The sequence below is a fragment of the Sphingomonas sp. DBB INV C78 genome (genome assembly GCF_042693015.1).
Taxonomy (GTDB): domain Bacteria; phylum Pseudomonadota; class Alphaproteobacteria; order Sphingomonadales; family Sphingomonadaceae; genus Sphingomonas_E.
This window is the reverse complement of record NZ_CP170544.1, coordinates 4,295,116-4,319,039: the sequence shown is the minus strand read 5'-3', so window position 1 is coordinate 4,319,039 and position 23,924 is coordinate 4,295,116. Positions and strand designations below refer to the sequence as shown.

Sequence of the window (23,924 nt, the reverse complement as noted above, 5' to 3'; positions counted from 1 at the left end):
GGCTTTCCCCGATCCGCGGCGGGGATCATTCCTCGCTGATCTGGCTGATCCGCTTGGTATCGGGCAATGCGATGAAGGCAGCGAGCGCGACCGCGATGCCCGCGCTCACATACCAGTAGAAGGCCGTCTCCATCCCCGCATTCTTCAGCCACAGGGCGACATATTCGGCGGTGCCGCCAAAGACGGTGTTGGCGATCGCATAAGGCAGCGCGACGCCCAGCGTGCGGATATGCGCGGGGTAGAGCTCCGCCTTCGTGATCGGGCCGACGGCGGTATAGGCCGACATCAGGGTCATCGGGATCACCGCTAGCGCGAAGGCGGTGACGGCATCGCTGGTCGCGGCGAGCGCGTTGAACACCGGCACCGTCGCCAGCATCCCCGTCACCCCGAAGAAGATCATCTGCGGCTTGCGGCCGATCTGGTCCGACAGCCAGCCCCACAAGGGCTGCTGCACCATGAAGACGGCCAGCGCGGCCGCCGTGATCGCGGTCGCCTGCGGCCGGGTGAAACCACTGGTATTGACCAGGAATTTCTGAAGATAGGTCGTGTAGGCATAGAAAGCGAGCGTGCCCCCGATCGTCATCGCGACGATCATCAGCGTCGCCCGACGGTGCCCCGCCCACAGGTGCCGCGCCGACGAGGGCGGGGTCGCGCTGCGATCGATATTCGCGAACTGCGCGGTTTCCGAAAGCCCCCGGCGGAACAGATAGACGCCGGCCGCCAGCGCCGCGCCGATCGCGAAGGGGATACGCCAGCCCCAGGCTTCGAGCGCGGTCTCGCTCAGCAGTATCTGCAGGACGATCAGCACGCCCAGCGCGGCGAGCTGTCCGCCGATCAAAGTCACATAATGAAAGCTCGACCAGAAGCCGCGATGGCCCTTGCTCGCCATCTCGCTCAGATAGGTCGAACTCGCGCCGAACTCGCCGCCGACGCTCAGCCCCTGGAGCATTCGCGCGAAGACCAGCAGTGCCGGCGCTGCCCAGCCCGCGCTGGCATAGGTCGGCGCGATCGCGATCAGCAGCGATCCGGCGCACATCAGCCCCACTGACAGCGCAAGGCCGGCCTTGCGGCCATGGCGATCGCCATAGATGCCCATCACCCACGCGCCGATCGGCCGCATGATGAAGCCGACCGCGAAGATCGCGGCGGTGTTCATCAACTGGATGGTTTCATTGCCTTCGGGGAAGAAAGCCGGCGCGAAATAGATGCTGAGCGAGGCATAAGCGAACCAGTCATACCATTCGACGAAATTGCCCGCCGATCCGCCGATGATCGATCTGAGCCGCTTCGCCGCCCCCGCCATGCCTGCTCCCTCGCCTGTTCGCTGCCGGTATGGCGGCGTTCGGCTTTGCGGGCAATCCGACATCGGGGCTTTTCACGGAAGCCAGGATCGCGCATGTCGCTCATATGGCTGGACCTTCGCACCTGATCCGCGCGGCACTGACCGCTGCCGCACTGGCCGCGCTCGCCGGATGCGTGGCGCCCGCTCCGCCACCACCCCCGCCGCCGCCACCGGCCCCCGCTCCTCCACCGGCCGTGGCACCCCCGGTCGCGTGGGAGGATGCGCCGCTCACGCCCGGCACCTGGACCTATGGGAATGGAATCGCGCGCTTCGGCACATCGGGCCAGGCGCCGCTCGCAAGCCTCGCCTGCGATCGGGCGGCGCGGTCGCTCACCGTCGCGCGCCATGGCGCCACCGTGCCGGCCGCCGCGATCATGGTGACGACGAGCTATGGCAAGCGGCAATTGGCGGCCGCTGCGGCCACCGACGGCATCAACGCACGGCTGGCGGCGTCGGATGGATTGGCCGACTGGATCGCCTATAGCCGCGGCCGTATCCGCCTTGATGTCGCGGGCCTGCCGCCGCTCACCTTGCCGGCCTGGGCGGAGCTCACCCGCGTCGTCGAGGATTGCCGGAAATAGGCCGCTCGATTCGTCGCATTTCCGCGCGTTTCATGGTCATGAGGCAACGCTTTGCCGCATTGCACCAGATATTATTTTCGCGGGGGGCTTGCTACGCGAATCGGGATGATTCACTCTCCGTATTGCTCATTCCACATAGCGAAAGGAGGTGATCCGATGTCTCATGGTTCAGCAGAGGGGTCGGTTCTGTCCGTTCGGGAGATGGGGCGCTGAAATAGCGCTCACGGGGGTCTCCCGGGCCGGCACTCCGGCCGCTGACCATGTCAGGGGATCGCCGGGTACGCCCGGCGGTCCTTTTTCATTTCTGGCGGATTTCAGCCCGCCCGGACGAGCGTGCCGGCGCCGCGCCTGGTGAAGATTTCCAGCAGCATCGCATGCGGCACCCGGCCGTCGAGGATGACGGCCGCGTCGACCCCGCCCTCGACCGCATGGACGCAAGTTTCGAGCTTCGGGATCATCCCGCCCGAAATCGTGCCGTCGTGGCGCAGCGCGCCGATCTGGGCGGGGGTGAGGTCGGACATGAGCTGCTTCTGCTTGTCGAGCACGCCCGGCACGTCGGTCAGCAGGAACAGGCGTGCCGCACCCGTGGCGATGGCGATGGCGCCCGCCATGGTGTCCGCGTTGATATTATAGGTCTCGCCGTCCGCGCCCACGCCGATCGGCGCGACAACCGGGATCATCCCCGCTTTGGAAATCGTGTCGAGCAGGCGCGTGTCGACGTCCGAAGGCTCGCCGACGAAGCCGAGGTCGACGACGCGCTCGATATTGCTGTCGGGGTCGCGCTGGGTGCGGTGGACCTTCTCGGCGGTGACCAGCCGGCCATCCTTGCCCGAAATGCCGACCGCACGGCCGCCGGCGCGGCCGATCCACGACACGATCTCCTTGTTGATCGATCCGGAGAGGACCATTTCCGCCACCCGCGCGGTCTCGGCATCGGTGACGCGCAGGCCGTCGATGAAGCTGGTCTCGACGTTCAGCGTCTTCAGCATCGCGCCGATCTGTGGGCCGCCGCCATGGACGACGATCGGGTTGATGCCGACCGCCTTCATCAGCACGACATCCTCGGCGAAATCGCGTGCGGCTTCGGGATCGCCCATGGCGTGGCCGCCATATTTCACGACGAAGGTCTCGCCAGCATAACGCTGCATATAAGGCAGCGCCTCGACAAGCGTTTCGGCCTTGAGGAGAAGAGCGGGGTCGATGGCGTGGTCGGTCATGATGGCGGGCCCATAGCGAGGCTTGGCCCCTGCGTCACGCATTGACTGTCACCGCATCGTTACGCCTTCGCGTCCAGCCTTCGGCCGAGCCCGACCAGCAGATAGATCAGCGGCGGCACCAGAGTGACGGACAGCAGCACCTTGGCGAGCATGTGGCCGGCCATCAGCGTGCCGATCGGGAAGACGCCATAGAAAGCGATGGTGATGAAGATGACGGTGTCGATCACCTGCGATGTGACGCTGGCGACGCTGGCGCGCAGCCACAACAGCCGGCCTTCGCCGCGGCGAAGCGCGCTGAAGATGGTGACGTTCAGCATCTGCGAGATGCCATAAGCGATGAGCCCGCCCGCCATCAGCCGTGGGCTCTGGCCAAGCACGAGGTGGAAGGCGCCCAGCCGCGCCGGGTCCATTTCGTCAGCGGCGGGCAAGGCCAGCACCAGCAGGATCAGCGCCATCGACATGATCAGCGGCACGAAGCCGAACAGCACCAGCCGGTTCGCAGTCGCCCGGCCATGCAGTTCCGCCACCGCGCTCGACAGGACGACGAGCTGGAGGAAGGCGAAGATCCCGGACTCCACCGCCAGCGGCCCCAAGTCGATCTGCTTGTTGCCCAGCACCCCGGCGATGCAGGTCATGCCCCCGTAAAGCACCGCATAGAGAAACAGCGAACGGGAGATGGCGGGCACGGCGGGATCGGTCATCCCGTCTCTGCTAACCGCTTTTGACGACAGGCGGAAGCAAGGGCGCCATCAGCGATCGATCAGCCGACCAGGCACAGAAATCATGCTTCCGTCAGCCCTTCGCGATCCGCTAAGGCCGGGCAATGCCCTCCCCGCTCGACATATTGCACGCCACCTTCGGCTATTCCGCTTTCCGGGGGCGCCAGGCCGAGGTGATCGACCGGGTGATGGCGGGCGAGCACAGCCTGGCGGTGATGCCGACGGGCGCCGGCAAGTCGCTGACCTACCAGATTCCTGCGCTGTGCCGGCCGGGTACGGGCCTCGTCATCTCGCCTCTGATCGCCTTGATGCACGATCAGGTACGATCGGCCGAAGCGGCCGGCATCCGCGCCGCGGCGCTCACCTCCGCCGACGACAATCGCGACGAGACGATCGCCCGTTTTCGCGATGGGACGCTCGACCTGCTTTATGTCGCGCCCGAGCGGGCATCGACCGAGGGCTTCCGGCGGATGATCGACCGCGCGCCGCCACTGGCGCTGATCGCGATCGACGAGGCGCATTGCGTGTCTGAATGGGGGCATGATTTCCGCCCCGATTACCGCCTGCTGCGGCCGCTGCTCGACGCCTATCCCGATACGCCGCGCCTCGCGCTGACCGCGACGGCCGACCGGCATACGCGGGCCGACATCCTCGCCCAGCTTGGTATCCCGGAGGACGGGCTGATCCTCGCCGGGTTCGACCGGCCCAATATCCGCTACGCAATTTCTCCGCGCGATGGCCTGCCGAGCCAATTGGCGGCGCTTGTCGGCGAGATCGAAGGGCCGGGCATCATCTATGCGACGAGCCGCGAGGGGACCGAGCGGCTGGCGGCTTCGCTTGCCAAGGCCGGGCGGCCGACGCGGGCTTATCATGCCGGGCTCGACGCCTCGGTACGCGCCGCCAACCAGCGCGCGTTCGTCGCGTCCGAAGACATGGTGATGGTGGCGACGATCGCGTTCGGCATGGGGATCGACAAGCCCGACGTGCGCTTCGTCGCCCATGCGGGCCTGCCGAAATCGATCGAGGCTTATTATCAGGAAACCGGTCGCGCCGGCCGCGATGGCGATCCGGCGACGGCGCATCTGTTCTGGGGGGCGGAGGATTTTGCCCGCGCCCGCCGGCGGATCGAGACCGAGGTTGAGGAAAGCCGCCGGCCGGGCGAGCGGCAGCGCATGAACGCGCTGGCCGGGCTGGTCGAGACCGCGGGTTGCCGCCGTGCGGTGCTGTTGCGCCACTTTGGCGAGGAACCGCCTGCCGCGTGCGGCAATTGCGACAATTGCCTCAATCCACCGGCTTCGGTGGATGCGACGACGGTGGCGCAGAAGCTGCTGTCGGCCGCGTTCCGGACCGAGATGCGTTATGGCCTGGGCCACCTGACCGACGTGCTGGCCGGCCGCGACAATGAGAAAGTGCGGATCGCCGGCCATGACCGACTGTCCGTGTTCGGCATCGCCGACGCGGAGGAATTGCAGCTTGTGAAGCCGGTCGCGCGCGCGCTGATGGCGCGCGATGCGCTGCGCGCGGATGAATATGGCGGCCTTTCGTTCGGGCCCGCCGCCAAGCCGATCCTGAAGGGCGAAGACAAGCTCGATGTCATCCTGCCGCCCAAGCGCGAACGGCGCCAGCGGCGCGGATCGGCAGAGGAATGGCCGCATGATCCGCTGTTCGACGCGCTCCGCGCCCGCCGGCGCGAGATCGCCAAGGAACTGGGTGTGCCGCCTTATGTGATCTTCCATGATGCCACGCTGCGCGAAATGGCGGGACTCAAGCCCACCACCCGGCACGGGCTGGGCCAGGTGACGGGCGTCGGCGCCCGCAAGCTCGACGACTATGGCGACGCCTTTCTGGACGTGATCCGGGCGCACGCCTAAAGCCCGGAGCCGACCAATTCGGGAGAGCGCTATGTTCCGCAAGATCGACGACAGCATTTCGGTGGCCGGGCAGATCAGCCCCGCGGACGTGGCGGAGGCCGCGAAGCTGGGTTTCGCGATGATCGTCAACAACCGCCCCGATGACGAGCAGCCGGGCCAGCCTTCGAGCGCGGAGATGCAGGCGGCGGCGGAGGCGGCGGGGCTTGCCTATCGCGCCATCCCGATCACCCATGCCGGCTTCTCGCAGCCACAGGTCGAGGCGATGCGCGCCGCGCTGGCTGACGCGACCGGGCCGGTGCTCGCTTTCTGCCGGTCTGGCACGCGATCGACCTTCGTCTGGGCGCTGGCGCGCGGCGCCGAGGGCGATGCCGGTGATACGCTGGCCGCCAAGGCTGCCGCCGCAGGTTATGACATCAGCCCGATCCGCGGTTTCCTGGCGTGACATAAAAAAGGGCCGGCGGAAAACCACCGGCCCAGTCGTTCGCAGGAGGAACCTTGGCAGGGGCGCGGGGGGAATGATCCCGCGCCCCAATTTCGTCAGTAGTTGTAGGCGCGTTCGCCATGCTCGTTGAGATCGAGGCCCTCGGTCTCGACTTCCTTCGACGGGCGCAGGCCGATCGTCTTGTCGAGGACGAAGAACAGGATCGCCGAGACGCCACCCGAGAGGACCAGCGTGAGCACCACACCCTTGATCTGAGTGAGCACCTGGCCGCCCATGTCATAGGCGCCAGCCACCGCCGGGAAGACGGTGTAGTCGACCCAGCCCTGACCACCGAGCGCCGGATCGGCGACGATGCCGGTGCCGATGGCGCCGATGATGCCCCCGATGCAGTGGATGCCGAACACGTCGAGCGTGTCGTCATAGCCGAGCTTGTTCTTCACCGTCGTGACGAAGAAGAAGCAACCGGCGGCCGCGACGAAGCCGAGCAGGATCGAGGTCATCGGCGCCGCGAAACCGGCGGCAGGCGTGATCGCGACGAGACCGGCGACGGCACCCGAGACGCCGCCCAGGAGCGACGGCTTGCCATGCTTGATCTGCTCGATCACCGCCCAGCCCACGGCCGCGGCAGCGGTGGCGACGAAGGTGTTGATAAAGGCGAGCGCGGCGAGGCCATTGGCTTCGAGGTTCGAACCCGCGTTGAAGCCGAACCAGCCGATCCAGAGCAGCGACGCGCCGATCATCGTCATGGTGAGCGAGTGCGGCGGCATCGGTTCGGCCTTGTAACCCAGGCGCTTGCCGATGATGAGGCAGCCGACGAGGCCGGCGATGCCCGCATTGATGTGGACGACGGTGCCGCCGGCGAAATCGAGCGCGCCGAGACCATAGAGGAAGCCGGCGTCCGAGGTGTTATCGGACAGGAAGTCCGGGCCCGCCCAGTACCAGACCATGTGCGCCATCGGGAAATAGACGATGGTCAGCCACAGAACCACAAAGATGATCAGCGGCGTGAACTTCACGCGTTCGGCAAAAGCACCGACGATCAGCGCCGGCGTGATGCAGGCGAAGGTCATCTGGAACACGACGAAGGCATATTCCGGGATGTAGACGTTGTTCGAGAAGGTGGCGGCGTAGGTAGACGCGCTGACGCCGGCGAGGAACGCCTTGGAAAGGCCGCCGAAATAAGGCGAGCCGCCGGTGAACGCGATCGAATAACCCCAGCAGACCCAGACGAGCGACGCGACCGCGACGATCGTCAGCACCTGCATGAGGACGGACAGCATGTTCTTGGTGCGGACGAGACCGCCGTAGAAGAGCGCCAGCGCCGGGATCGACATCATCAGCACCAGTGCCGCCGAAACGAGCATCCAGGTGGTATCGCCCTTGTTGACCATGGTGGCCATCTGTTCGGCGGTCGGCGCCTTGATCGGGCCTTCCTGGGCCCAGGCGGGCAGTGCGGCGAACGTGGACATCAGTCCTATCGCCGCTCCCGTCATCTTGGTTGAAAGCTTCATGTGTCCCCCTTTTCGATCAGAGAGCGGTATCGTCGGTTTCGCCGGTGCGGATACGCACGGCTTGCCCGACATCGAGGACGAAGATCTTGCCGTCGCCGATCGCGCCGGTGTTGGCGGCCTGCTGGATCGCCTCCACCACGCGGCCCGCGAGATCATCGCCGGCGACGACCTCGATCTTGATCTTCGGCACCATGTTCGTGCTGTATTCGGCCCCCCGATAGATTTCGGTCTGCCCCTTCTGCCGCCCGAAGCCCTTGACCTCGGTAACGGTCATGCCCTGCACGCCCAGACCCGAGAGGGCTTCACGCACCTCGTCGAGCTTGAACGGCTTGATGATGGCTATGACGAGTTTCATTCCGCCTCCCTCGCATTCTGCGGGGGGCAACATCGCAAGGGCCATGCCACTTGCCGGAATCGGCGGGATTCCGTTGCATTGCAGCGAACATGTTGTTGCGCTGCACATATCGGCGGCGTTTCAGCCGCTTATGGATTAAGCAGAGATTGGGGAGTGCTTAAAATTTGGGCACATTCTCTTTCGTCACCCCGGACTTGTTCCGGGGTCCACTATGCGGCGGACGAAGGGTGAAAGGCTTTGAGCGCGACGCTCGTGGTTCAGTGGACCCCGGAACAAGTCCGGGGTGACGGGACAGATATGCTGCGTACCCTCAGCTCACCCCCGGCGGGTTGATCGCGTTTTCGATCAGGGTCTTGGCGCGGTCGCCGGACCAGTCCATCGCGCCGAGGACGCGCCATTGTTCGCGGCCCTTGGCGTCGTAGAAGATGGTGGTGGGCAGCGTATCGGTCTTGAGCGCTTCCATCAGCACATTCTGCTTGTCGATATAGGGTTCGAGCGCCTTGAACTTCGCCTTGGCGAAATAGGGCCCGACTTCGCGCTGGCCCGCCATGTCCATGCTGACGACGATGAGCTGGATGCGGCCCTTCTCGCGCTCCGCCAGCGCATCGAGCGTCGGCATTTCACGGACGCAGGGCGCGCACCAGGTGGCCCAGAGGTTGACGATCAGCGGCTTGCCGCGGAACGACGCCAGGGTCGCCGGGCCGCCCTTCGGCCCTTCGAACGGGATGGCTGGAGCTTCGGTGCCGGCATGCGATATATCGACGCGGCCGATCGGCTCCTTCACGTCGGCTTGCGGCGGCTGGCTCTTCTCCTTATCGCAGGCGCCGAGCGTAAGAGCGAGGATCAGGACCATTAGCAACCGCACGGACAGCTCCAATTCGATGTGGGGTGGGCGCTTCGCCGAAGGGCCCGCAGCGATCATGCGCGAGATCAACGCTTCGATACCCTTCGACAAGCGACTCTGGCGGCAGGACATAGCGGGATCGAAGGCGCACGTCTCCATGCTCGCCGCCAACGGCATCGTCACCGCCGAAGATGGCGCGGCGATCGCCCGCGGGCTCGACCGCGTCGCCGCCGAATATGAGGCGGACGGCGTGCCCGTCGACCTGGCGCTCGAAGACATCCACATGGCGACCGAAAGCCGGCTGGCCGAACTGATCGGGCCGGCCGCCGGGCGGCTCCACACCGCGCGCAGCCGCAACGACCAGGTGGCGACCGATTTCAAATTGTGGGTGCGCGACGCGATCGACGCGGTGGATTCGGGCCTCGAAGCGCTGCAGGTCGCGCTCGTTACGCGTGCCGGCGAGAATGTCGCCACGGTGATGCCGGGCTTCACCCACCTCCAGGTCGCCCAGCCGGTGACGCTCGGCCATCATCTGATGGCTTATCAGGAGATGATCGCGCGCGACCGTTCGCGCTTCGCCGATGCGCGGGCGCGGCTCAACGAATGCCCGTTGGGATCGGCGGCGCTGGCCGGCACGGGCTTTCCGATCGATCGTGAGGCGACCGCCAAGGCGCTCGGCTTCGCAGGCCCGACGCGAAATTCGCTCGATTCGGTGTCCGACCGCGACTTCGCGCTCGATTATTTGATGGCAGCGACCCAGTGCAGCCTGCATTTGTCGCGGCTGGCCGAGGAGTTCATCATCTGGGCGAGCCAGCCTTATGGCTTCGTGTCGCTGCCCGATGCCTATTCGACCGGCAGCTCGATCATGCCGCAGAAGCGCAACCCCGACGCGGCCGAGCTGGTGCGCGGCCATTCGGGGCGGATCGCGGGCTGCATGACATCGCTCGTCATGACGATGAAGGGCCTGCCGCTCGCTTATTCGAAGGACATGCAGGACGATAAGCCGCCGGTGTTCGAGGCGCACGACCTGCTGGCGCTGTCGATCGCGGCGATGACGGGCATGGTCGAGACGGTGAGCTTCGTGCCGGCGAAGATGCGCGCGGCGGCGGAGGCCGGCTTCTCCACCGCGACCGACCTCGCCGACTGGCTGGTCCGCGTCGCCGACATCCCCTTCCGCGAGGCGCACCACATCACCGGCGCCGCGGTGCGGTTGGCCGAGCGGCAGGGCCTGGCGCTGGACAAGGTGCCGCTCGACAAGCTCAAGGAAATCGACCCGCGGATCGATGCGCGCGTATTCGACGCGCTTTCGGTCGATGCGTCGGTGGCGAGCCGCAAGAGCCATGGCGGCACCGCGCCCGACCAAGTGCGCGCGCGCGTCGCCGAGGCGCGGGCGAAGCTGGGGATGGAGCCATGAAGAAAGCGATCCTGGCGCTGACGCTCGCCACCGCTTTGGCAGGGTGCGGCAGCCGCGAATCGCTGCGGCCGGCGGAAGGCAAGGCGCTGCCGCAGAAGCCGGCGATGGCCGCGACCCAGCCGACGCCGACCGACCTCTTGACCCCGCGCCCGCAGGAACGCCCCGATCGCAGCGAGGAATTGCTGCGCCAATCCGAAGAACGGCGCGACGACCGCTTCAATCTGCCGCCGCAATAACGAAAGCCTTATGGACCATTTCCAGCTTCGCGATGGCGTGATGCACGCCGAGGACGTTCCCTTGACGCTGATCGCCGAGGCGGTTGGCACCCCCGTCTACGTCTATTCCACCGCCACCATCGTCCGCCACGCGCGCGTGTTCCGCGAGGCGCTGGCGAAGGTGTCGTCGGGGCCGGACGGCCCGCTGATCTGCTATGCGGTGAAGGCCAACCCCAATGCCGCGGTGCTGGCGACCCTGGCGCGCGAGGGGCTGGGCGCCGACGTGGTTTCGGGCGGCGAGCTGCTGCGCGCAATCCGCGCGGGCATGGATCCCGCCAAGATCGTCTTTTCGGGCGTCGGCAAGACCGCCGACGAAATGGCGCTCGCGCTCAAGCACGAGATCGGCCAGTTCAACCTGGAATCCGAACCCGAAGCCGAGATGCTGTCGGAGGTGGCGCAGGCGCTGGGCGTCACCGCGCCGGTGGCGTTCCGCATCAACCCCGATGTCGACGCCGGCACCCACGCCAAGATTTCAACCGGCAAGTCGGAGAACAAGTTCGGCATCGCCTATCACCGCGCGGGCCATGCCTATGCGCGGGCGCGCGAGCTTCCCGGCCTGTCGGTGCGCGGAGTCGCCGTCCATATCGGCAGCCAGTTGACCGATCTTGCCCCGCTCGAAACCGCCTTCACCAAGATCGGCGAACTGATCGCGCACCTCCGTGCCGCCGGCCATGATATCGTCACCGCCGATCTCGGCGGCGGGCTGGGCGTGCCTTATGACCCTGCCCTGCCCTTGCCGCCGAGCCCCGCCGCTTATGGCGAGATGGTCGCCCGCGTCACCGCCGATTGGGGCGTGCGACTGATGTTCGAGCCCGGCCGCTTGATCGTCGCCAATGCTGGCGCGCTGATCAGCCGGGTGATCCGGGTGAAGGAAGGCGCGTCCGACCCGTTCGTCATCGTCGATGCGGCGATGAACGATCTGATGCGCCCCGCGCTTTACGATGCGTGGCACGACATCCGCGCGATCGTGCCGCGACAAAAAAGCTTTTCCGCCAATGTCGTCGGCCCGGTTTGCGAGAGCGGAGACACGTTCGCGACCGGCCGTTCGATGGATGCGGTGGAGGCCGGCGATCTGGTCGGTTTCATGACCGCGGGGGCCTATGCGGCGACCATGGCAAGCACCTACAACAGTCGTCCGCTCACCGCCGAAGTGATGGTGGACGGTAATAATATGGCTGTAGTGCGGGAGAGGCTGCCGATCGAGGCGCTGATTGCGGCGGACAGCCTTCCGCCGTGGCTCGAGTAGCTTTTCGCAGGAGAACGCATGAAACCCGTTCGCAAGGCAGTATTCCCCGTCGCAGGTTTGGGCACGCGCTTTCTTCCGGCCACCAAGGCAGTTCCAAAGGAAATGCTGCCGGTCGTCGACAAACCCCTGATCCAATATGCGGTCGACGAGGCCAGGGCCGCCGGAATCGAACAGATCATTTTCGTTACCGGCCGCGGCAAGAACGCCATCGAGGATTATTTCGACATCGCCTACGAGCTTGAAGCGACGCTGACCGCGCGCGACAAGCATGATGTGCTTGCCACGCTAGACGGCAGCCGGCTCGCCCCGGGCAATGTGGCCTACATCCGCCAGCAGGAGCCTTTGGGCCTCGGTCACGCCGTGTGGTGCGCCCGCGACCTGATCGGCGACGAACCCTTCGCTGTGCTGCTGGCCGACGAACTGCTGTGGAACCCCAAATCGCCCTGCCTGCAGCAGATGCGCGACGTCTATGAAACCAAGGGCGGCAATGTCATCGCCGTGCTGGAAGTGCCGCAGGACCACACCAACCGTTATGGCATCGTCAAGCCGGGCGCGAGCGACGGGCCGGTGACCGAAGTGGCCGGGCTGGTCGAAAAGCCCAAGGCGGCCGAAGCGCCGTCGCGGCTCGCCGCCGTCGGCCGTTACATATTGCAGCCCGAAGTGATGGATATATTGGCGGCGGGCGATCGCGGTGCAGGCAACGAGATCCAGTTGACCGACGCCATGGCCAAGCTGATCGGACGGCAGGCCTTCCACGCGCTGACCTTCAGCGGCGTCCGCCACGATTGCGGCGACAAGGCCGGATATATTCAGGCCAATATTGCGCTGGCGCTGGAACGCGACGACATAGGCCCGCCGGTCCGCGAATTCATCAACAGCCTCTAAGGGAATAGCCGCCACGCACAGCCTGCCGATCTTCGTTCGACTGACCGGCAGGCCTGTGATCCTGACAGGGGAGGGCGCGGCTGCGAATGCCAAGCGCCGGCTGCTCGAGCGCGCGGGCGCGCGGGTGGTCGGCGAGGAGGCGGACGCGGCCCTCGCCGTGGTTTCGGACGGTGACGAGGCGACCGTCATGCGGCTGCGGTCGCGCGGCGTGCTGGTCAACGCCACCGATCGGCCCGAGCTTTGCGACTTCACGCTGCCGGCGATCGTCGATCGCGATCCGGTGATCATTGCGGTGGGGACCGGCGGCGCATCCGCGGGGCTCGCCAAGGCGCTCCGGCAGCGACTGGAGGTCTGGTTGCCGAGCTCGCTTGGCGGCCTTGCGAACGGGCTGGCGCGCGCCCGTGATGCGATGCGCGCCCGCTGGCCCGATCCGGCCGATCGGCGGCGGGCGATTGATGCCGCGCTGGAGGCGGGCGGCTCGCTCGATCCGCTGGCGGACCATGCCGAAGAAGCGGTCGAACATTGGCTCGCCGCGCGCGATGCCGCGCCCACACCCTCCGGTCTCGTTGTGGTGCTGCTGCGTTCGCCGGACCCCGACGAACTTACATTGCGGCAGGCACGCCTGCTCGGCCAGTGCGACCGGATCTATCACCGCCCCGACGTGCCGGCGGCAATTCTCGATCGCGGCCGCGCCGATGCGGACCGGATCGCCTGTGCCCGGCCGGTTGGCGGCGAGCCGGGTCTTTCGATCGATATAGATTGGGCGGACAGATGAGCCATTGGTGTTGGGAAACCGACGGCGCCGGCGGGTCCGCGCCCCGCACGATCGACCGCGACGGCACGCGTGCGCCATCGCAAGGCTTCGTCTGGTGCCATCTCGACGGCCGCGATGCCGCCGAGCGCGGCTGGCTCGAATCCGAGAGCGGGTTGGCACCCGGCGTGATCTCGGCACTGACCGCGGCCGAAACACGGCCGCGCGCCGAAACGATCGGCAAGGGCGCACTCGTCAACCTGCGCGGCCTCGGCGCGCTGACCGACGAAGATGCCGATCCGCTGGTGTCGATCCGGCTATGGGCCGAACGCGGCAGGGTGGTTTCCGTGGGCTTCCGCCATCTCGCGGCCAGCGACACCGTCCGCGAGCAGATGCAGGCCGGGAAGATCCACGATCCCGGCGACCTGATCGCGGCGCTGGCAATGACGATCACCGAGACGCTCGATCCCGTGGTGGCGGCGATGGGCGACAGCATCGATACGTGCGAAGCCGATCTCGACCCCAATCGCGTCTTCGCGCTGCGGCGCCTGATCGCCCGGACGCGATCCGACGCCATCCAGTATCGCCGATTCGTGATGCCGCAGCGGCAGGCGCTGGAACGGCTGGCCTCGCTGGATGCCGATTGGCTGGAGGAGGATGACCGGCTCCACCTGCGCGACGCCGCCGACCGCTTCGCGCGCATGGCCGAGGAACTGGAAGCGGTGCGCGAGCGATCGGCGCTGCTGCATGAACAGCTCACCGACCTGCGCGCCGAGCAGATCGATACACGGACACTGATCCTGTCGATCGTCGCGCTGGTCTTCCTGCCGCTGACCTTCCTCACCGGCCTGCTCGGCATGAACGTCAAAGGCATACCCTATGCCGAGGAACCCTGGGCTTTCTGGGGGGTGGTGGGGGTCTGCGTGGCGCTGTCTGTTGCCATCACCGCTTATTTCCTGCGCAAGCACTGGTTCCGCGGCTAAAGGCTCAGGCGGCGAGCAGCTCCGCCTGCACGGTTTCCTCGATCCAGCCGCCGCCGAGCACGCGATCGCCCGCATAGAGCACCGCCGCCTGCCCGGGGGCGACGCCATATTCCGGGCTGTCGAAGCTTACCATCTGGCCGTCGAAGCGCGCGGGGGCAGGCTTGGCCATCGAGCGGACCTTGACCGTCATCGGGCCATCAAAGCCTTCGCCCAGCCAGTTGACGTCGCTGATCCGCGCCGCCGCTACCGCGAGCGCGCGGCGAGGGCCGGCGATGACGCGGCGCTGTTCGGCATCGAGCCGGACGACGTAGAGCGGCTCGGCCTGTCCGCCTATCTCCAGCCCGCGGCGCTGGCCGACGGTATAATGAATGAGTCCGCGATGGCGGCCGATGATCCGGCCGTCGAGGTCAACGATATCGCCGCCTTCCTCCGCCTCAGGCCGAAGCTTGCGGACGACGCTGGCATAATCGCCGTCGGGGACGAAGCAGATATCCTGGCTGTCGGGCTTGGCGGCTACGCCCAGCCCCAGCTCGGCCGCGATCTCCCGCACGCGGGGCTTGGGCAGGTTGCCGAGCGGGAAGCGCAGATAATCGAGCTGCGCGCGCGTCGTCGCGAACAGGAAATAGCTCTGGTCGCGCGCAGGATCGGCCGGGCGGTGAAGCTCCGCCCCGTGCGGCCCCACCACCCGGCGGACATAATGGCCGGTGGCAAGGCAGTCCGCGCCGAGATCGCGGGCGATGCCGAACAGATCGGTGAACTTCACCCCCTGATTGCAACGCACGCAGGGGATAGGAGTGCGGCCAGCCATATAATCGTCGGCGAAACGATCGATCACTCCTTGGCGAAACGCGCTTTCATAATCGAAGACATAATGCGCGATGCCGAGCTTGTCCGCGACGGCGCGCGCATCCCGGATATCCTGGCCGGCGCAGCAGCTGCCGGTGCGGCCGGTCGCTGCGCCATGATCATAGAGCTGGAGCGTGACGCCGATCACCTCGGCACCGCTTTTTGCCGCGAGCGCGGCCACGACCGAGCTGTCGACGCCGCCCGACATGGCAACGACGATCCGTGCGCCTTTCAGCGACGTGGCGGAATCGAATCCGGAAAGCTGGAAATCGGCGTCCATTGGCGCGCCACATAGTGCATCGGCGGCCCAAAACAAACCGCCGGCCTTTACCCGACCTTCAGACATGGCCGCTAACACCGCCGCCGGAGATAGTTCGACGGGGGGGGCTTAAGCCCGATGGATCTCAGTTTCTCCCTGCACGGCGCCGCACGGCGGATGGCCGGAATGGGGCGAACCAATGCAAGGATCAGCCACGCCCGGCTGATTGCCGGCCTGGCAGCTGCGCAGGCCGATACGCCGACTGCGCGTATCGCCGCCTGCCTGCCGGCTCCTCGCATGCCGATTTCCGATCCTGTCGACATGTTGGTGACCCTGCTGGCCGCCGATCGCGGCTGGACTGCGGCACCCGGCGCGCTGGGTGGAAGCTTTCACCCGCAGGCCGCCCGGCTGCTCGGACCAGAGGGGACGTAAAGGATTATAAACACCGCCTTTACCCTCAAGGGTTAGGCTTCGTTCAATGGGTTGCGCGTATCACGAAGCCTTCAAGAGCAAATCAGGTCGGAAAGCGGCCGAGACCGAGGTTGATAATGATCGAAAATCAGAAAATCCGCCCCGCACAGGTGATCGGTCCACTTGGGGAACCCTTGACCCTGGATTCGCTACCGCCACCGTCGACGACCCGTTGGGTCGTGCGCCGCAAGGCCGAAGTGGTCGCCGCGGTCAATGGTGGACTGCTCAGCGTCGATGAAGTGTGCGAGCGGTATAATCTGACGGTCGAGGAATTTGCCGGCTGGCAGCGCGCCGTCGATCGCTCCGGCATGCCCGGCCTGCGCGTGACGCGCATCCAGCATTATAAATCGCTGTACGAGCGCCAGCAGAAATACTGATCACCGGCGCCTTGCCGAAGCTATTCGGGCCCGTTGGCAACCGCCAGCGGGCCCGAATTACGTTTGGCCCAAGCGCAAGCGCGGAACATTTTTCGTTACCCACGCGTATCAGCATCAGGATCCGCAAGACGCGGACGGCTGAACCCCGGCGATGACCGAGCCCGTGTGGCAAGCCGGCAAGGAGGGCAAGATGGGACTTATTCTGTGGCTGATTATCGGCGGTGTCATCGGCTGGCTGGCGAGCATCGTCATGCGCACCGATGCACAGCAGGGAATCATTCTGAACGTGGTTGTCGGCATCGTCGGCGCGTTCATCGGCGGCCTGGTGTTCACCGGCGGTTCGATCAATAGTGCGCCGCTGACCGTCACCTCGTTCCTGGTATCGCTGGTCGGCGCAATCGTGCTGCTGGCGATCGTCAATCTCGTCCGTCGCGGCAGCGTCCGCTAAAATCCGGACAAAAGCATGAAGGGCCGCCGGGGCAGGTGTCGCGGCGGCCCTTTTGCGTCATTCGAGTTCGAAGCTGACGGTGAGCGTGACGCCCAGCTTCTGCTCGCCGGCCTCAACCGCGGTATCCGCGGCCTTTTCCGCCCGCGCCATCATCATCGGCATCGGCATGGGAGGCTGAAAACCGCCCGCCTGCTCGCTGATCGCCAGGATGCGCTTCACCCGGAGACCTGACGCCTCCGCATAGAGGTTGGCACGAGCCCGCGCGGTGCGGATCGCCGCTGCGCGCGCCTCGTCCAGCGCGGCTTCCGGCTTGTCGATCGACAGGTTCGGGCCGTTGATCTGGTTGGCGCCCTGTGCGACCAGTGCGTCGAGGATGGCGCCGGAACGCTTCACGTCGCGGAAGCGCACGGTGACCTGATTGGACGCCTGATAGCCGGTAATCACCGGCGGCTTGTTTTCGGCATAGCGATATTGCGGGCTGAGCGAGAGCGTGCTCGTCTGGATGTCGCGATCTGCGACGCCCGCCTGCTTGAGCGCCGCCACGACAGCCGACATGCGGCCGGCATTCTCGCTCATTGCGGCCGCAGCCGTCACGCCCTGCGTGACCACACCGGCGTTGATCGTCGCGATATCGGGCACGCGGGAAACGGCGCCCTCCGCCACGATATCCAGCCGCGTACCCTGAATGACCGGCACCGGGGTCGCCGCCACGGTCTGGGCCTGAGCTGCCGCCACCATGGTCGTCACTGCCGCCGCAGCCATCAGCGCCCTGCTAGTCCTCATCGCTCAGTCTCCATCATGGCACCGTCCGTCGGCGCCGTTCCGATCGCCCATCACATCCATCCGCTGCACGCGGGCTGAACGGATGCGACAGTCGATTGAAAGCAAAGGCCAATCGGAACGGTCATCGGCCGCGAACGCGCATGATGATGCGATAGATAGCCAGCAGTGCGACCGATCCGAGGATCGCCGCGCCATATTGCCTGATCCAGCCTTCGACACCGATGTTGAGAATCGTCGCGACATAGCCGGCGAGCAGAGCGCCGGCGATACCCAACAGAATCGTGACGACAAACCCGCCCGGATCGCGGCCGGGCATGATCAGCTTCCCCAGAACACCGGCGACGAGACCGATCAGTAGCCACCCCATTACCCCATGATTCATCGTCTTGTTCCCGTTTGCGACGTCAAACCCAAGGTGCGCCGGCCCGGCATGGACTGGCAAGGCGCAAAATTGGTCCGATCCGTACCTTTCGACATTGAAAAGACATAATATGGCGACATTGCACCGCGCCCGCTTGAGGTGGGTGATATATTGAGATAATACAGTCGCGGCGGAGGGCGTGGGGCCCGGGTGCCGCAGGGCGGAAAGATGAAAGCGATGAATGTCGAGCAGGGCTTCTGGCGCAAGCGGGATGAAGCAATCGACTCCGTTGATGGGGATCATGACACGCGGGCTCGCGGACGTCGCAGGCTGCTGATCGTCATCGTGGCAGCGGCCGCGCTGATCGCGCTCGTTGCTTATTTCCTGATGTCGGGTGGCGAGAAAGCTGCCCCGCAGGGTCCCTCCCTGCCGCGCGTTACCGTCGTCGTGCCCGGCCGCCAGGCCGTGACCAACCTGATTTCGGCCACCGGCAACCTTGCCGCGCGGCGCGAAATGCCGGTCGGCGTCGCTGGTGAAGGCGGCATCGTCACCGCCGTGCGCGTCGAACCGGGCGATTGGGTCAGCAAGGGCCAGGTCCTCGCGACCGTCGACCGCCAGGTCCAGGTGCAGCAATCGGCACAGATGAACGCCCAAATCGCCGCCGCCGAGGCCGATGCCCGGCTCGCGCAGAATGAGCTCGACCGCGCCAAGAAGCTGGTCGCCCGCGGTTTCATCAGCCAGGCCGACATCGATCGCAAGACCGCGACCCGCGATGCCGCACTCGCCCGCGTCCGCGTGACTCGCGCGCAATATGGCGAGATGAATGCGCGGCTTGCCCGCCTCGACATCCGCGCGCCGGAAGCCGGCCTGGTGCTGGCCCGCGTCATCGAACCCGGCCAGATCGTCGCCGCCGGCGGCCCGCCCCTGTTCCGGCTGGCGAAGGGCGGCGAGATGGAATTGCTCGCGCGGCTTGCGGAAAGCGATCTGGCGCGGCTTGCTGTCGGGCAGACGGCGTCGGTGACGCCGGTCGGCACGACCACCAGCTTCCAGGGCCAAATCTGGCAATTGTCGCCGGTCATCGATCCGGAAACGCGCCAGGGCACGGCGCGCATTGCGCTCGCTTATGACAAGGCACTGCGGCCGGGCGGCTTTGCCGCCGCCGAGATCACCAGCGGCCGCGTGGATGCGCCGCTGCTGCCCGAATCCGCCGTGCAGAGCGACGAAAAGGGCAATTTCGTCTACGTCATCGGCGCCGACGACAAGGTATCGCGGCGCGACGTCAAGACGGGCACCGTGTCCAATGCAGGCATCGCCATCCTTTCGGGACTGTCGGGCAACGAACGGGTCGTCTTCTCGGCCGGTGCGTTCCTCAACCCCGGCGACAAGGTGATCCCCGAACGGGCGAAGGCACGGCCGTAAGGCCGGCGCGCGAAAGGCTGAACAATGGACTTCCGCAATATTTCCGCCTGGGCGATCCGGAATCCGGTGCCGCCGATCGTGTTGTTCATCGCGCTGACGCTGGCCGGGATAATCTCCTTCACCCGGCTCGACGTGAACCAGAACCCCGACATCAGCTTCCCGGCTGCACAGGTCGTGATCGTCCAGCCGGGCGCCGCGCCGACCGAGCTTGAAACCCAGGTGACGACGCGCGTCGAAGCGGCGCTGCGTGGCATCAACGGTGTCGACGAAATGTCGTCCTATGTGACGGAAGGCAATTCGCGCACCTTCGTCCAGTTCAATATCGGCACGCCCGTCGACCGTGCGGTCAACGATGTCCGCGACGCGCTCGCGCGTATCCGCGGCGACTTGCCCGAAGGCATATTGGAACCACAGGTCAACCGCATAGACGCCGATGGCGGCCCGATCGCCTATATCTCGGTCGAGGCGGTCGACATGACGCTCGAGGAACTGAGCTGGTTCGTCGACGACACGATCGCCAAGCGACTGCTCAACATCACCGGCATGTCCGCCGTGCGGCGTGGCGGCGGCGTCAGCCGCGAGATCCGCGTCATTCTCGATCCGGTGAAGCTGCAGGCGCAGGGGATCACCGCCGCGCAAGTGAACGCGCAGCTTCTCCAGACCAACGTCAACGCCGCGGGCGGCCGCACCGAGATCGCCGGCGCAGAGCAGTCCGTGCGCGTGCTGGGCAATGCGCAGAACGCCTATGACCTCGGGCAGACGCAGATCGCAGTGGGCAACGGCCGCTCGGTCAAGCTCGCCGACATTGCCGACGTGCGCGACCTTTATGCCGAGCAGCGCAACGTATCGCTGATGAACAATCGCCAAGTGTTGAGTTTCGCGCTTGAGAAGTCAAAGGGCGCATCCGACGTCGGCGTCTATGATCAGGTGAAGAAGGAACTGGAGAAGATCCAGAAGGAAAATCCCAAGATCAAGTTCACCGAACTCTACACCAGCGTCGATTATACCCGCGAGCAATATACCTCGGCCATCCACGCGATGATCGAAGGCGCGGTGCTGGCGGTGCTCGTGGTGTTCCTGTTCCTGCGCGACTGGCGCGCGACGATCATCTCCGCGCTCGCCATCCCGCTATCGGCCATCCCGACCTTCTGGTTCATGGACCTGATGGGGTTCACGCTCAACACGGTCAGCCTGCTGGCGCTGAGCCTGGTCGCGGGCGTGCTCGTCGACGATGCGATCGTCGAGATCGAGAACATCGTCCGTCACATGCGGATGGGCAAGACCGCCTATCAGGCATCGATCGACGCTGCCGATGAGATCGGCCTGGCGGTGCTGGCTACCACCATGGCGATCGTCGCAGTGTTCCTTCCCGTTGGCGTGATGGGCGGAATATCCGGCCAGTTCTTCAAGCAGTTCGGCCTGACCGTCGTCATCGCGGTGCTGCTTAGCCTCGCGGTTGCGCGTCTCATCACCCCCATGATCGCGGCCTATTTCCTCAAGGCCCACGGCCATGCCTCGCACGGCGAAGGCCGGCTGATGGACCTTTATATGAAGACGCTCCACTGGTCGCTCGATCACCGCTGGAAGACGGTAGGTATCGGCGCGCTGGCGTTCGTCATGACGATCGTGACATTCTATTTTCTGCCCTTCACCGGCCAGCCGACGATCAACACCGATTACAGCCAGGTGCAGATCCAGATGGTTCCGGGATCGACGCTCGAACAGACCAAGACGGTCGCGCAGCGCGTTACGGACGTGCTAAACGATGATCCGGACGTGGCCGCCGCTTTCGCCGACATCAACATGGGCGATGACAGCAACGTCTATGTGACGCTGAACAAGAAGCGGACCCGGACGAGCGTCGAGTTCGAGCGTGCCCTCGCGCCGAAGCTGCGCGAGATCCCCGACGCCCGCGTCACCTTCCGTTCGCAGGCAGGCGGCACCGGCCGCGATATCACGACGATGCTGGCAAGCAGCGATCCTGCCAAGCTGACCGCGACGGCGCATCAGATCGTCAAGGAAATGAGCGGCCTGCCACAGCTGCGCGCGCCGCGCATCGAGGGCGATCTGCAAAGGCCCGAGATCACGATCACGCCGCGGCTGGACCTTGCCGCCAGCATGGGCGTGACGACCGCCGCGCTCAGCCAGACGATCCGTATCGCGACGCAGGGCGACATCGACCAGAATGTCGCCAAATTCTCGCTTTCCGACCGGCAGATCCCGATCCGGGTGGCGTTGAAGGAAGATTCGCGTCGCGATCTTTCAACGATCCAGAACCTGCCGGTGCCCACCGCCAACGGCGGATCGGTGCCGCTGAAGGTCGTCGCCGACATCAGCTTCGGCGCGGGCCCCTCGGTCCTGCGGCGGTTCAACCAGAATCGCCGTATCGTCATCAGCGCCGATCTCGCCCCCGGTGTCGTCACTGCGCAGAAGGAAATCGACGCGCTGCCGACGATGAAGAATCTGCCGCGGGGCGTGGAATTGGTGACGTTCGGCGACACCAAGTTCCAGGCCGAAATGATCACCAATTTCATGATCGCGGTGGTGGCGGGTGTGTTCCTCGTCTTCGCGGTTCTGGTGCTGCTCTACCGGCGGATCATGCCGCCGTTCGTGAACATGGGTTCGCTGCTGCTGGCCCCCTTGGGCGGTGGCATCGCGCTGCTCATCACGGGCCATGCCGTGTCGATGCCGGTGCTGATCGGCCTGCTGATGCTGCTTGGCATCGTCGCCAAGAATTCGATCCTGCTGGTCGATTTCGCGCTGGAGGAGATGGACAAGGGCATTCCCAAGCAGGAAGCCATCCTTGACGCCGGCCACAAGCGCGCGCAGCCGATCGTAATGACAACGGTGGCGATGGTGGCAGGCATGATGCCTGTGGCGCTGGCCTTGACCGGCGATGGCAGCTGGCGGGCGCCGATGGGCATCGTCGTGATCGGCGGCCTGATCCTGTCGACGCTGCTGACCTTGGTGATCGTGCCGGCGACATTCAGCCTCGCGGTCGGTTTCGAGCAGAAGGTGGGCCCTTACCTGAGCAAGTGGCTCACCAACAACGAACCGCGCGAATCCAAGTCGGCGCCTCAGGCGGCGGAATGAACGGGGCGCCTGCCAGGTGTGAGGAGCGATCGGCTTGAACCTTCGGGCGCGATCATCATTGTGATGGCATGGGCCTTATCGCGCGCACCGGGCTAGACCGCTTCAATCCCGCCCAGGGCGGTGCGAGGGGCATGCGGATCGCCGCCACGGGGCTCTTGATCCTGATGGCGGCGGTCTATCTGCTGGCGCGATCGCAGGAGGCCGCCGGTTCACCCGTCTGGGGCTATGTCCGTGCTTTCGCCGAGGCGGCGATGGTGGGCGGCATGGCCGACTGGTTCGCCGTCACAGCTCTGTTCCGCCACCCGCTGGGCCTGCCGATCCCGCACACGGCGATCATCCCGCGCAACAAGGACCGTATCGGCGACACGCTGGCAGCCTTCCTGCGCGACAATTTCCTGATCCCGACGGTCGTTGCGCGTCGGCTGCGCCGGGTGGACGTGGCGGCGGCCGCCGGCCGTTTCCTCGCCCAGCCGCCAACCGGCGAGGGGCGGTTGCGCGAAGGGGCGTCGCGGCTGGCCGCATCCGTCCTCGAATCGCTCGACGACGAGCGGTTGGGCGGCATGGTGAAGGGGGCGATTGCCGCGCGGCTGAAGGCGCTCGACGTCGCGCCTCTGTTGGGCCAGTCGCTGCGCGCTGCGATCGCCGAGGACCGCCATGTCCCGCTCCTCGACGGCATCATCCTCTGGGCGGGGCGGACGCTGGAAGCCAATGAGCATCTGATCCGCGAGATGGTCCACAACCGCGCCGGCACGATCATGCGCTGGACGGGGCTGGACGAGCGGCTTGCCACTGCGATCGTCGACGGGCTCTACAAGCTGGTGGCCGAGATGGCCGACGATCCGGGGCACCCCTTACGCACCAAGGCGGAGGAAGGCCTCGCGACGCTGGCGCTCGACCTGCAATATGATCCCGAGATGCAGGAAAAGGTCGCTCGGCTGAAGGCCGAGATCATCGCCAATCCGGCCGTGGCGGCGTGGATCGACGGCTTGTGGCAGCAAGCCCGCAACGGACTGCTGAATGCTGCGCGCGACCCGCAGGCAGCACTGGCGGGTCGTTTCGGCGAAGCGCTGCGGCAATTGGGCGAAACGCTGCAGCAGGACGAACGCCTGCGCGCGACGATCAACCAGTTCGCCAGGCGCGCCGCCGTCGGCGCGGTCGCGGCTTATGGCGATTCGATCGTCCGCCTGGTTTCCGACACTATCCGCGGCTGGGACGCCCAGACCGTCACCGACCGCCTGGAATCCGCCGTCGGCCGCGACCTGCAATATATCAGGATCAACGGCACCGTGGTGGGCGGTCTGGTCGGCGTGGCGATCCACGCGGCGAACGCGTGGTTATGATGCCGGGGGACAGGAGTAGCGGCAACCTCCTGCTCCTGGAACGTCTCGTAAATCTGGACCTACAACGACCACATCATCGCACAGGTACGCT

Annotated in this window: 24 protein-coding genes; 15 read left to right on the top strand and 9 right to left on the bottom strand. The window is 66.0% G+C overall.

Annotated features, from left to right (window positions below; translation table 11 throughout):
• Positions 1-25 precede the first annotated feature (25 nt).
• Positions 26-1,303 carry an MFS transporter gene (locus ACFB49_RS20590; protein WP_380873351.1) on the bottom strand — a complete coding sequence of 426 codons (1,278 nt, stop codon included), beginning with the start codon at positions 1,301-1,303 and terminating at the stop codon, positions 26-28.
• A gap of 104 nt (positions 1,304-1,407) precedes the next feature.
• On the opposite strand from ACFB49_RS20590, the gene ACFB49_RS20585 reads away from it, so the two are divergent.
• Positions 1,408-1,923: a hypothetical protein gene (locus tag ACFB49_RS20585; protein WP_380873350.1), complete on the top strand. Its 516-nt coding sequence runs from the start codon at positions 1,408-1,410 to the stop codon at positions 1,921-1,923.
• A gap of 314 nt (positions 1,924-2,237) precedes the next feature.
• Here ACFB49_RS20585 and argB read toward each other — a convergent pair whose 3' ends face one another.
• Together argB and ACFB49_RS20575 are read right to left on the bottom strand one after the other, a co-directional pair.
• Positions 2,238-3,143 (bottom strand): acetylglutamate kinase, encoded by a 906-nt coding sequence (gene argB, locus ACFB49_RS20580; protein WP_380880060.1) that lies wholly within the window; start codon positions 3,141-3,143, stop codon positions 2,238-2,240.
• A gap of 56 nt (positions 3,144-3,199) precedes the next feature.
• Positions 3,200-3,841: a queuosine precursor transporter gene (locus tag ACFB49_RS20575; protein ID WP_380873348.1), complete on the bottom strand. Its 642-nt coding sequence runs from the start codon at positions 3,839-3,841 to the stop codon at positions 3,200-3,202.
• A gap of 122 nt (positions 3,842-3,963) precedes the next feature.
• Between ACFB49_RS20575 and recQ the strand changes: the two genes are divergently transcribed.
• On the top strand, positions 3,964-5,730 hold the full coding sequence (gene recQ / locus ACFB49_RS20570; protein WP_380873346.1) for a DNA helicase RecQ: 1,767 nt from the start codon (positions 3,964-3,966) through the stop codon (positions 5,728-5,730).
• A gap of 31 nt (positions 5,731-5,761) precedes the next feature.
• Complete coding sequence (locus ACFB49_RS20565) at positions 5,762-6,172, top strand: TIGR01244 family sulfur transferase (RefSeq protein WP_380873343.1); 411 nt, start codon at positions 5,762-5,764, stop codon at positions 6,170-6,172.
• A 95-nt stretch (positions 6,173-6,267) separates the two neighbouring features.
• Here the strand turns inward: ACFB49_RS20565 and ACFB49_RS20560 are convergent, their stop codons facing one another.
• The 3 genes from ACFB49_RS20560 to ACFB49_RS20550 form a co-directional block, all read right to left on the bottom strand.
• The gene (locus ACFB49_RS20560; RefSeq protein WP_380873341.1) at positions 6,268-7,683 is read right to left on the bottom strand and encodes an ammonium transporter; all 1,416 of its coding nucleotides are present in this window, start codon (positions 7,681-7,683) and stop codon (positions 6,268-6,270) included.
• A 16-nt stretch (positions 7,684-7,699) separates the two neighbouring features.
• Positions 7,700-8,038 carry a P-II family nitrogen regulator gene (locus ACFB49_RS20555; protein WP_380873339.1) on the bottom strand — a complete coding sequence of 113 codons (339 nt, stop codon included), beginning with the start codon at positions 8,036-8,038 and terminating at the stop codon, positions 7,700-7,702.
• A 310-nt stretch (positions 8,039-8,348) separates the two neighbouring features.
• Positions 8,349-8,903 carry a TlpA family protein disulfide reductase gene (locus ACFB49_RS20550; RefSeq protein WP_380873337.1) on the bottom strand — a complete coding sequence of 185 codons (555 nt, stop codon included), beginning with the start codon at positions 8,901-8,903 and terminating at the stop codon, positions 8,349-8,351.
• A 16-nt stretch (positions 8,904-8,919) separates the two neighbouring features.
• Between ACFB49_RS20550 and argH the strand changes: the two genes are divergently transcribed.
• Genes argH through ACFB49_RS20520 form a run of 6 tightly spaced genes read left to right on the top strand, consistent with a single transcriptional unit; the run spans position 8,920 to position 14,436 of the window.
• Positions 8,920-10,296 carry an argininosuccinate lyase gene (gene argH, locus ACFB49_RS20545; RefSeq protein WP_380873335.1) on the top strand — a complete coding sequence of 459 codons (1,377 nt, stop codon included), beginning with the start codon at positions 8,920-8,922 and terminating at the stop codon, positions 10,294-10,296.
• A complete protein-coding gene (locus tag ACFB49_RS20540; protein ID WP_380873333.1) occupies positions 10,293-10,532 on the top strand; it encodes a hypothetical protein in 240 nt (79 codons plus the stop codon). Before argH ends, ACFB49_RS20540 begins: the two co-directional genes overlap by 4 nt.
• Before the next feature lie 10 nt (positions 10,533-10,542).
• On the top strand, positions 10,543-11,817 hold the full coding sequence (lysA, locus tag ACFB49_RS20535) for a diaminopimelate decarboxylase (RefSeq protein WP_380873331.1): 1,275 nt from the start codon (positions 10,543-10,545) through the stop codon (positions 11,815-11,817).
• A gap of 18 nt (positions 11,818-11,835) precedes the next feature.
• Positions 11,836-12,702, top strand: coding sequence for a UTP--glucose-1-phosphate uridylyltransferase GalU (gene galU / locus ACFB49_RS20530; RefSeq protein WP_380873329.1), 867 nt, complete (start codon positions 11,836-11,838; stop codon positions 12,700-12,702).
• A 55-nt stretch (positions 12,703-12,757) separates the two neighbouring features.
• Positions 12,758-13,477, top strand: a complete 720-nt coding sequence (locus ACFB49_RS20525) for a siroheme synthase (RefSeq protein ID WP_380873327.1) — start codon at positions 12,758-12,760, stop codon at positions 13,475-13,477.
• Positions 13,474-14,436 carry a zinc transporter ZntB gene (locus ACFB49_RS20520; RefSeq protein WP_380873326.1) on the top strand — a complete coding sequence of 321 codons (963 nt, stop codon included), beginning with the start codon at positions 13,474-13,476 and terminating at the stop codon, positions 14,434-14,436. Before ACFB49_RS20525 ends, ACFB49_RS20520 begins: the two co-directional genes overlap by 4 nt.
• A 4-nt stretch (positions 14,437-14,440) precedes the next feature.
• Here the strand turns inward: ACFB49_RS20520 and mnmA are convergent, their stop codons facing one another.
• Positions 14,441-15,562: a tRNA 2-thiouridine(34) synthase MnmA gene (gene mnmA, locus ACFB49_RS20515; RefSeq protein WP_380873323.1), complete on the bottom strand. Its 1,122-nt coding sequence runs from the start codon at positions 15,560-15,562 to the stop codon at positions 14,441-14,443.
• A 165-nt stretch (positions 15,563-15,727) separates the two neighbouring features.
• On the opposite strand from mnmA, the gene ACFB49_RS20510 reads away from it, so the two are divergent.
• The 3 genes from ACFB49_RS20510 (at position 15,728) to ACFB49_RS20500 (ending at position 16,837) form a co-directional block, all read left to right on the top strand.
• Positions 15,728-15,973, top strand: coding sequence for a hypothetical protein (locus ACFB49_RS20510; protein WP_380873321.1), 246 nt, complete (start codon positions 15,728-15,730; stop codon positions 15,971-15,973).
• Positions 15,974-16,089: 116 nt separating this feature from the next.
• Positions 16,090-16,389, top strand: a complete 300-nt coding sequence (locus tag ACFB49_RS20505; protein WP_380873319.1) for a DUF1153 domain-containing protein — start codon at positions 16,090-16,092, stop codon at positions 16,387-16,389.
• A gap of 190 nt (positions 16,390-16,579) precedes the next feature.
• Positions 16,580-16,837, top strand: coding sequence for a GlsB/YeaQ/YmgE family stress response membrane protein (locus ACFB49_RS20500; protein WP_380873316.1), 258 nt, complete (start codon positions 16,580-16,582; stop codon positions 16,835-16,837).
• A 57-nt stretch (positions 16,838-16,894) separates the two neighbouring features.
• Here ACFB49_RS20500 and ACFB49_RS20495 read toward each other — a convergent pair whose 3' ends face one another.
• On the bottom strand, positions 16,895-17,620 hold the full coding sequence (locus ACFB49_RS20495) for an SIMPL domain-containing protein (protein WP_380873315.1): 726 nt from the start codon (positions 17,618-17,620) through the stop codon (positions 16,895-16,897).
• Positions 17,621-17,741: 121 nt separating this feature from the next.
• Positions 17,742-18,002 (bottom strand): GlsB/YeaQ/YmgE family stress response membrane protein, encoded by a 261-nt coding sequence (locus ACFB49_RS20490; RefSeq protein ID WP_380873312.1) that lies wholly within the window; start codon positions 18,000-18,002, stop codon positions 17,742-17,744.
• A 216-nt stretch (positions 18,003-18,218) separates the two neighbouring features.
• Between ACFB49_RS20490 and ACFB49_RS20485 the strand changes: the two genes are divergently transcribed.
• The 3 genes from ACFB49_RS20485 to ACFB49_RS20475 all read left to right on the top strand — a co-directional run bounded on the left by ACFB49_RS20485 (position 18,219) and on the right by ACFB49_RS20475 (position 23,833).
• The gene (locus tag ACFB49_RS20485) at positions 18,219-19,400 is read left to right on the top strand and encodes an efflux RND transporter periplasmic adaptor subunit (protein ID WP_380880058.1); all 1,182 of its coding nucleotides are present in this window, start codon (positions 18,219-18,221) and stop codon (positions 19,398-19,400) included.
• Between the two features lie 24 nt (positions 19,401-19,424).
• Positions 19,425-22,493, top strand: coding sequence for an efflux RND transporter permease subunit (locus ACFB49_RS20480; protein ID WP_380873310.1), 3,069 nt, complete (start codon positions 19,425-19,427; stop codon positions 22,491-22,493).
• Between the two features lie 68 nt (positions 22,494-22,561).
• Positions 22,562-23,833 (top strand): DUF445 domain-containing protein, encoded by a 1,272-nt coding sequence (locus tag ACFB49_RS20475; protein WP_380873309.1) that lies wholly within the window; start codon positions 22,562-22,564, stop codon positions 23,831-23,833.
• Positions 23,834-23,924: the final 91 nt, after the last annotated feature.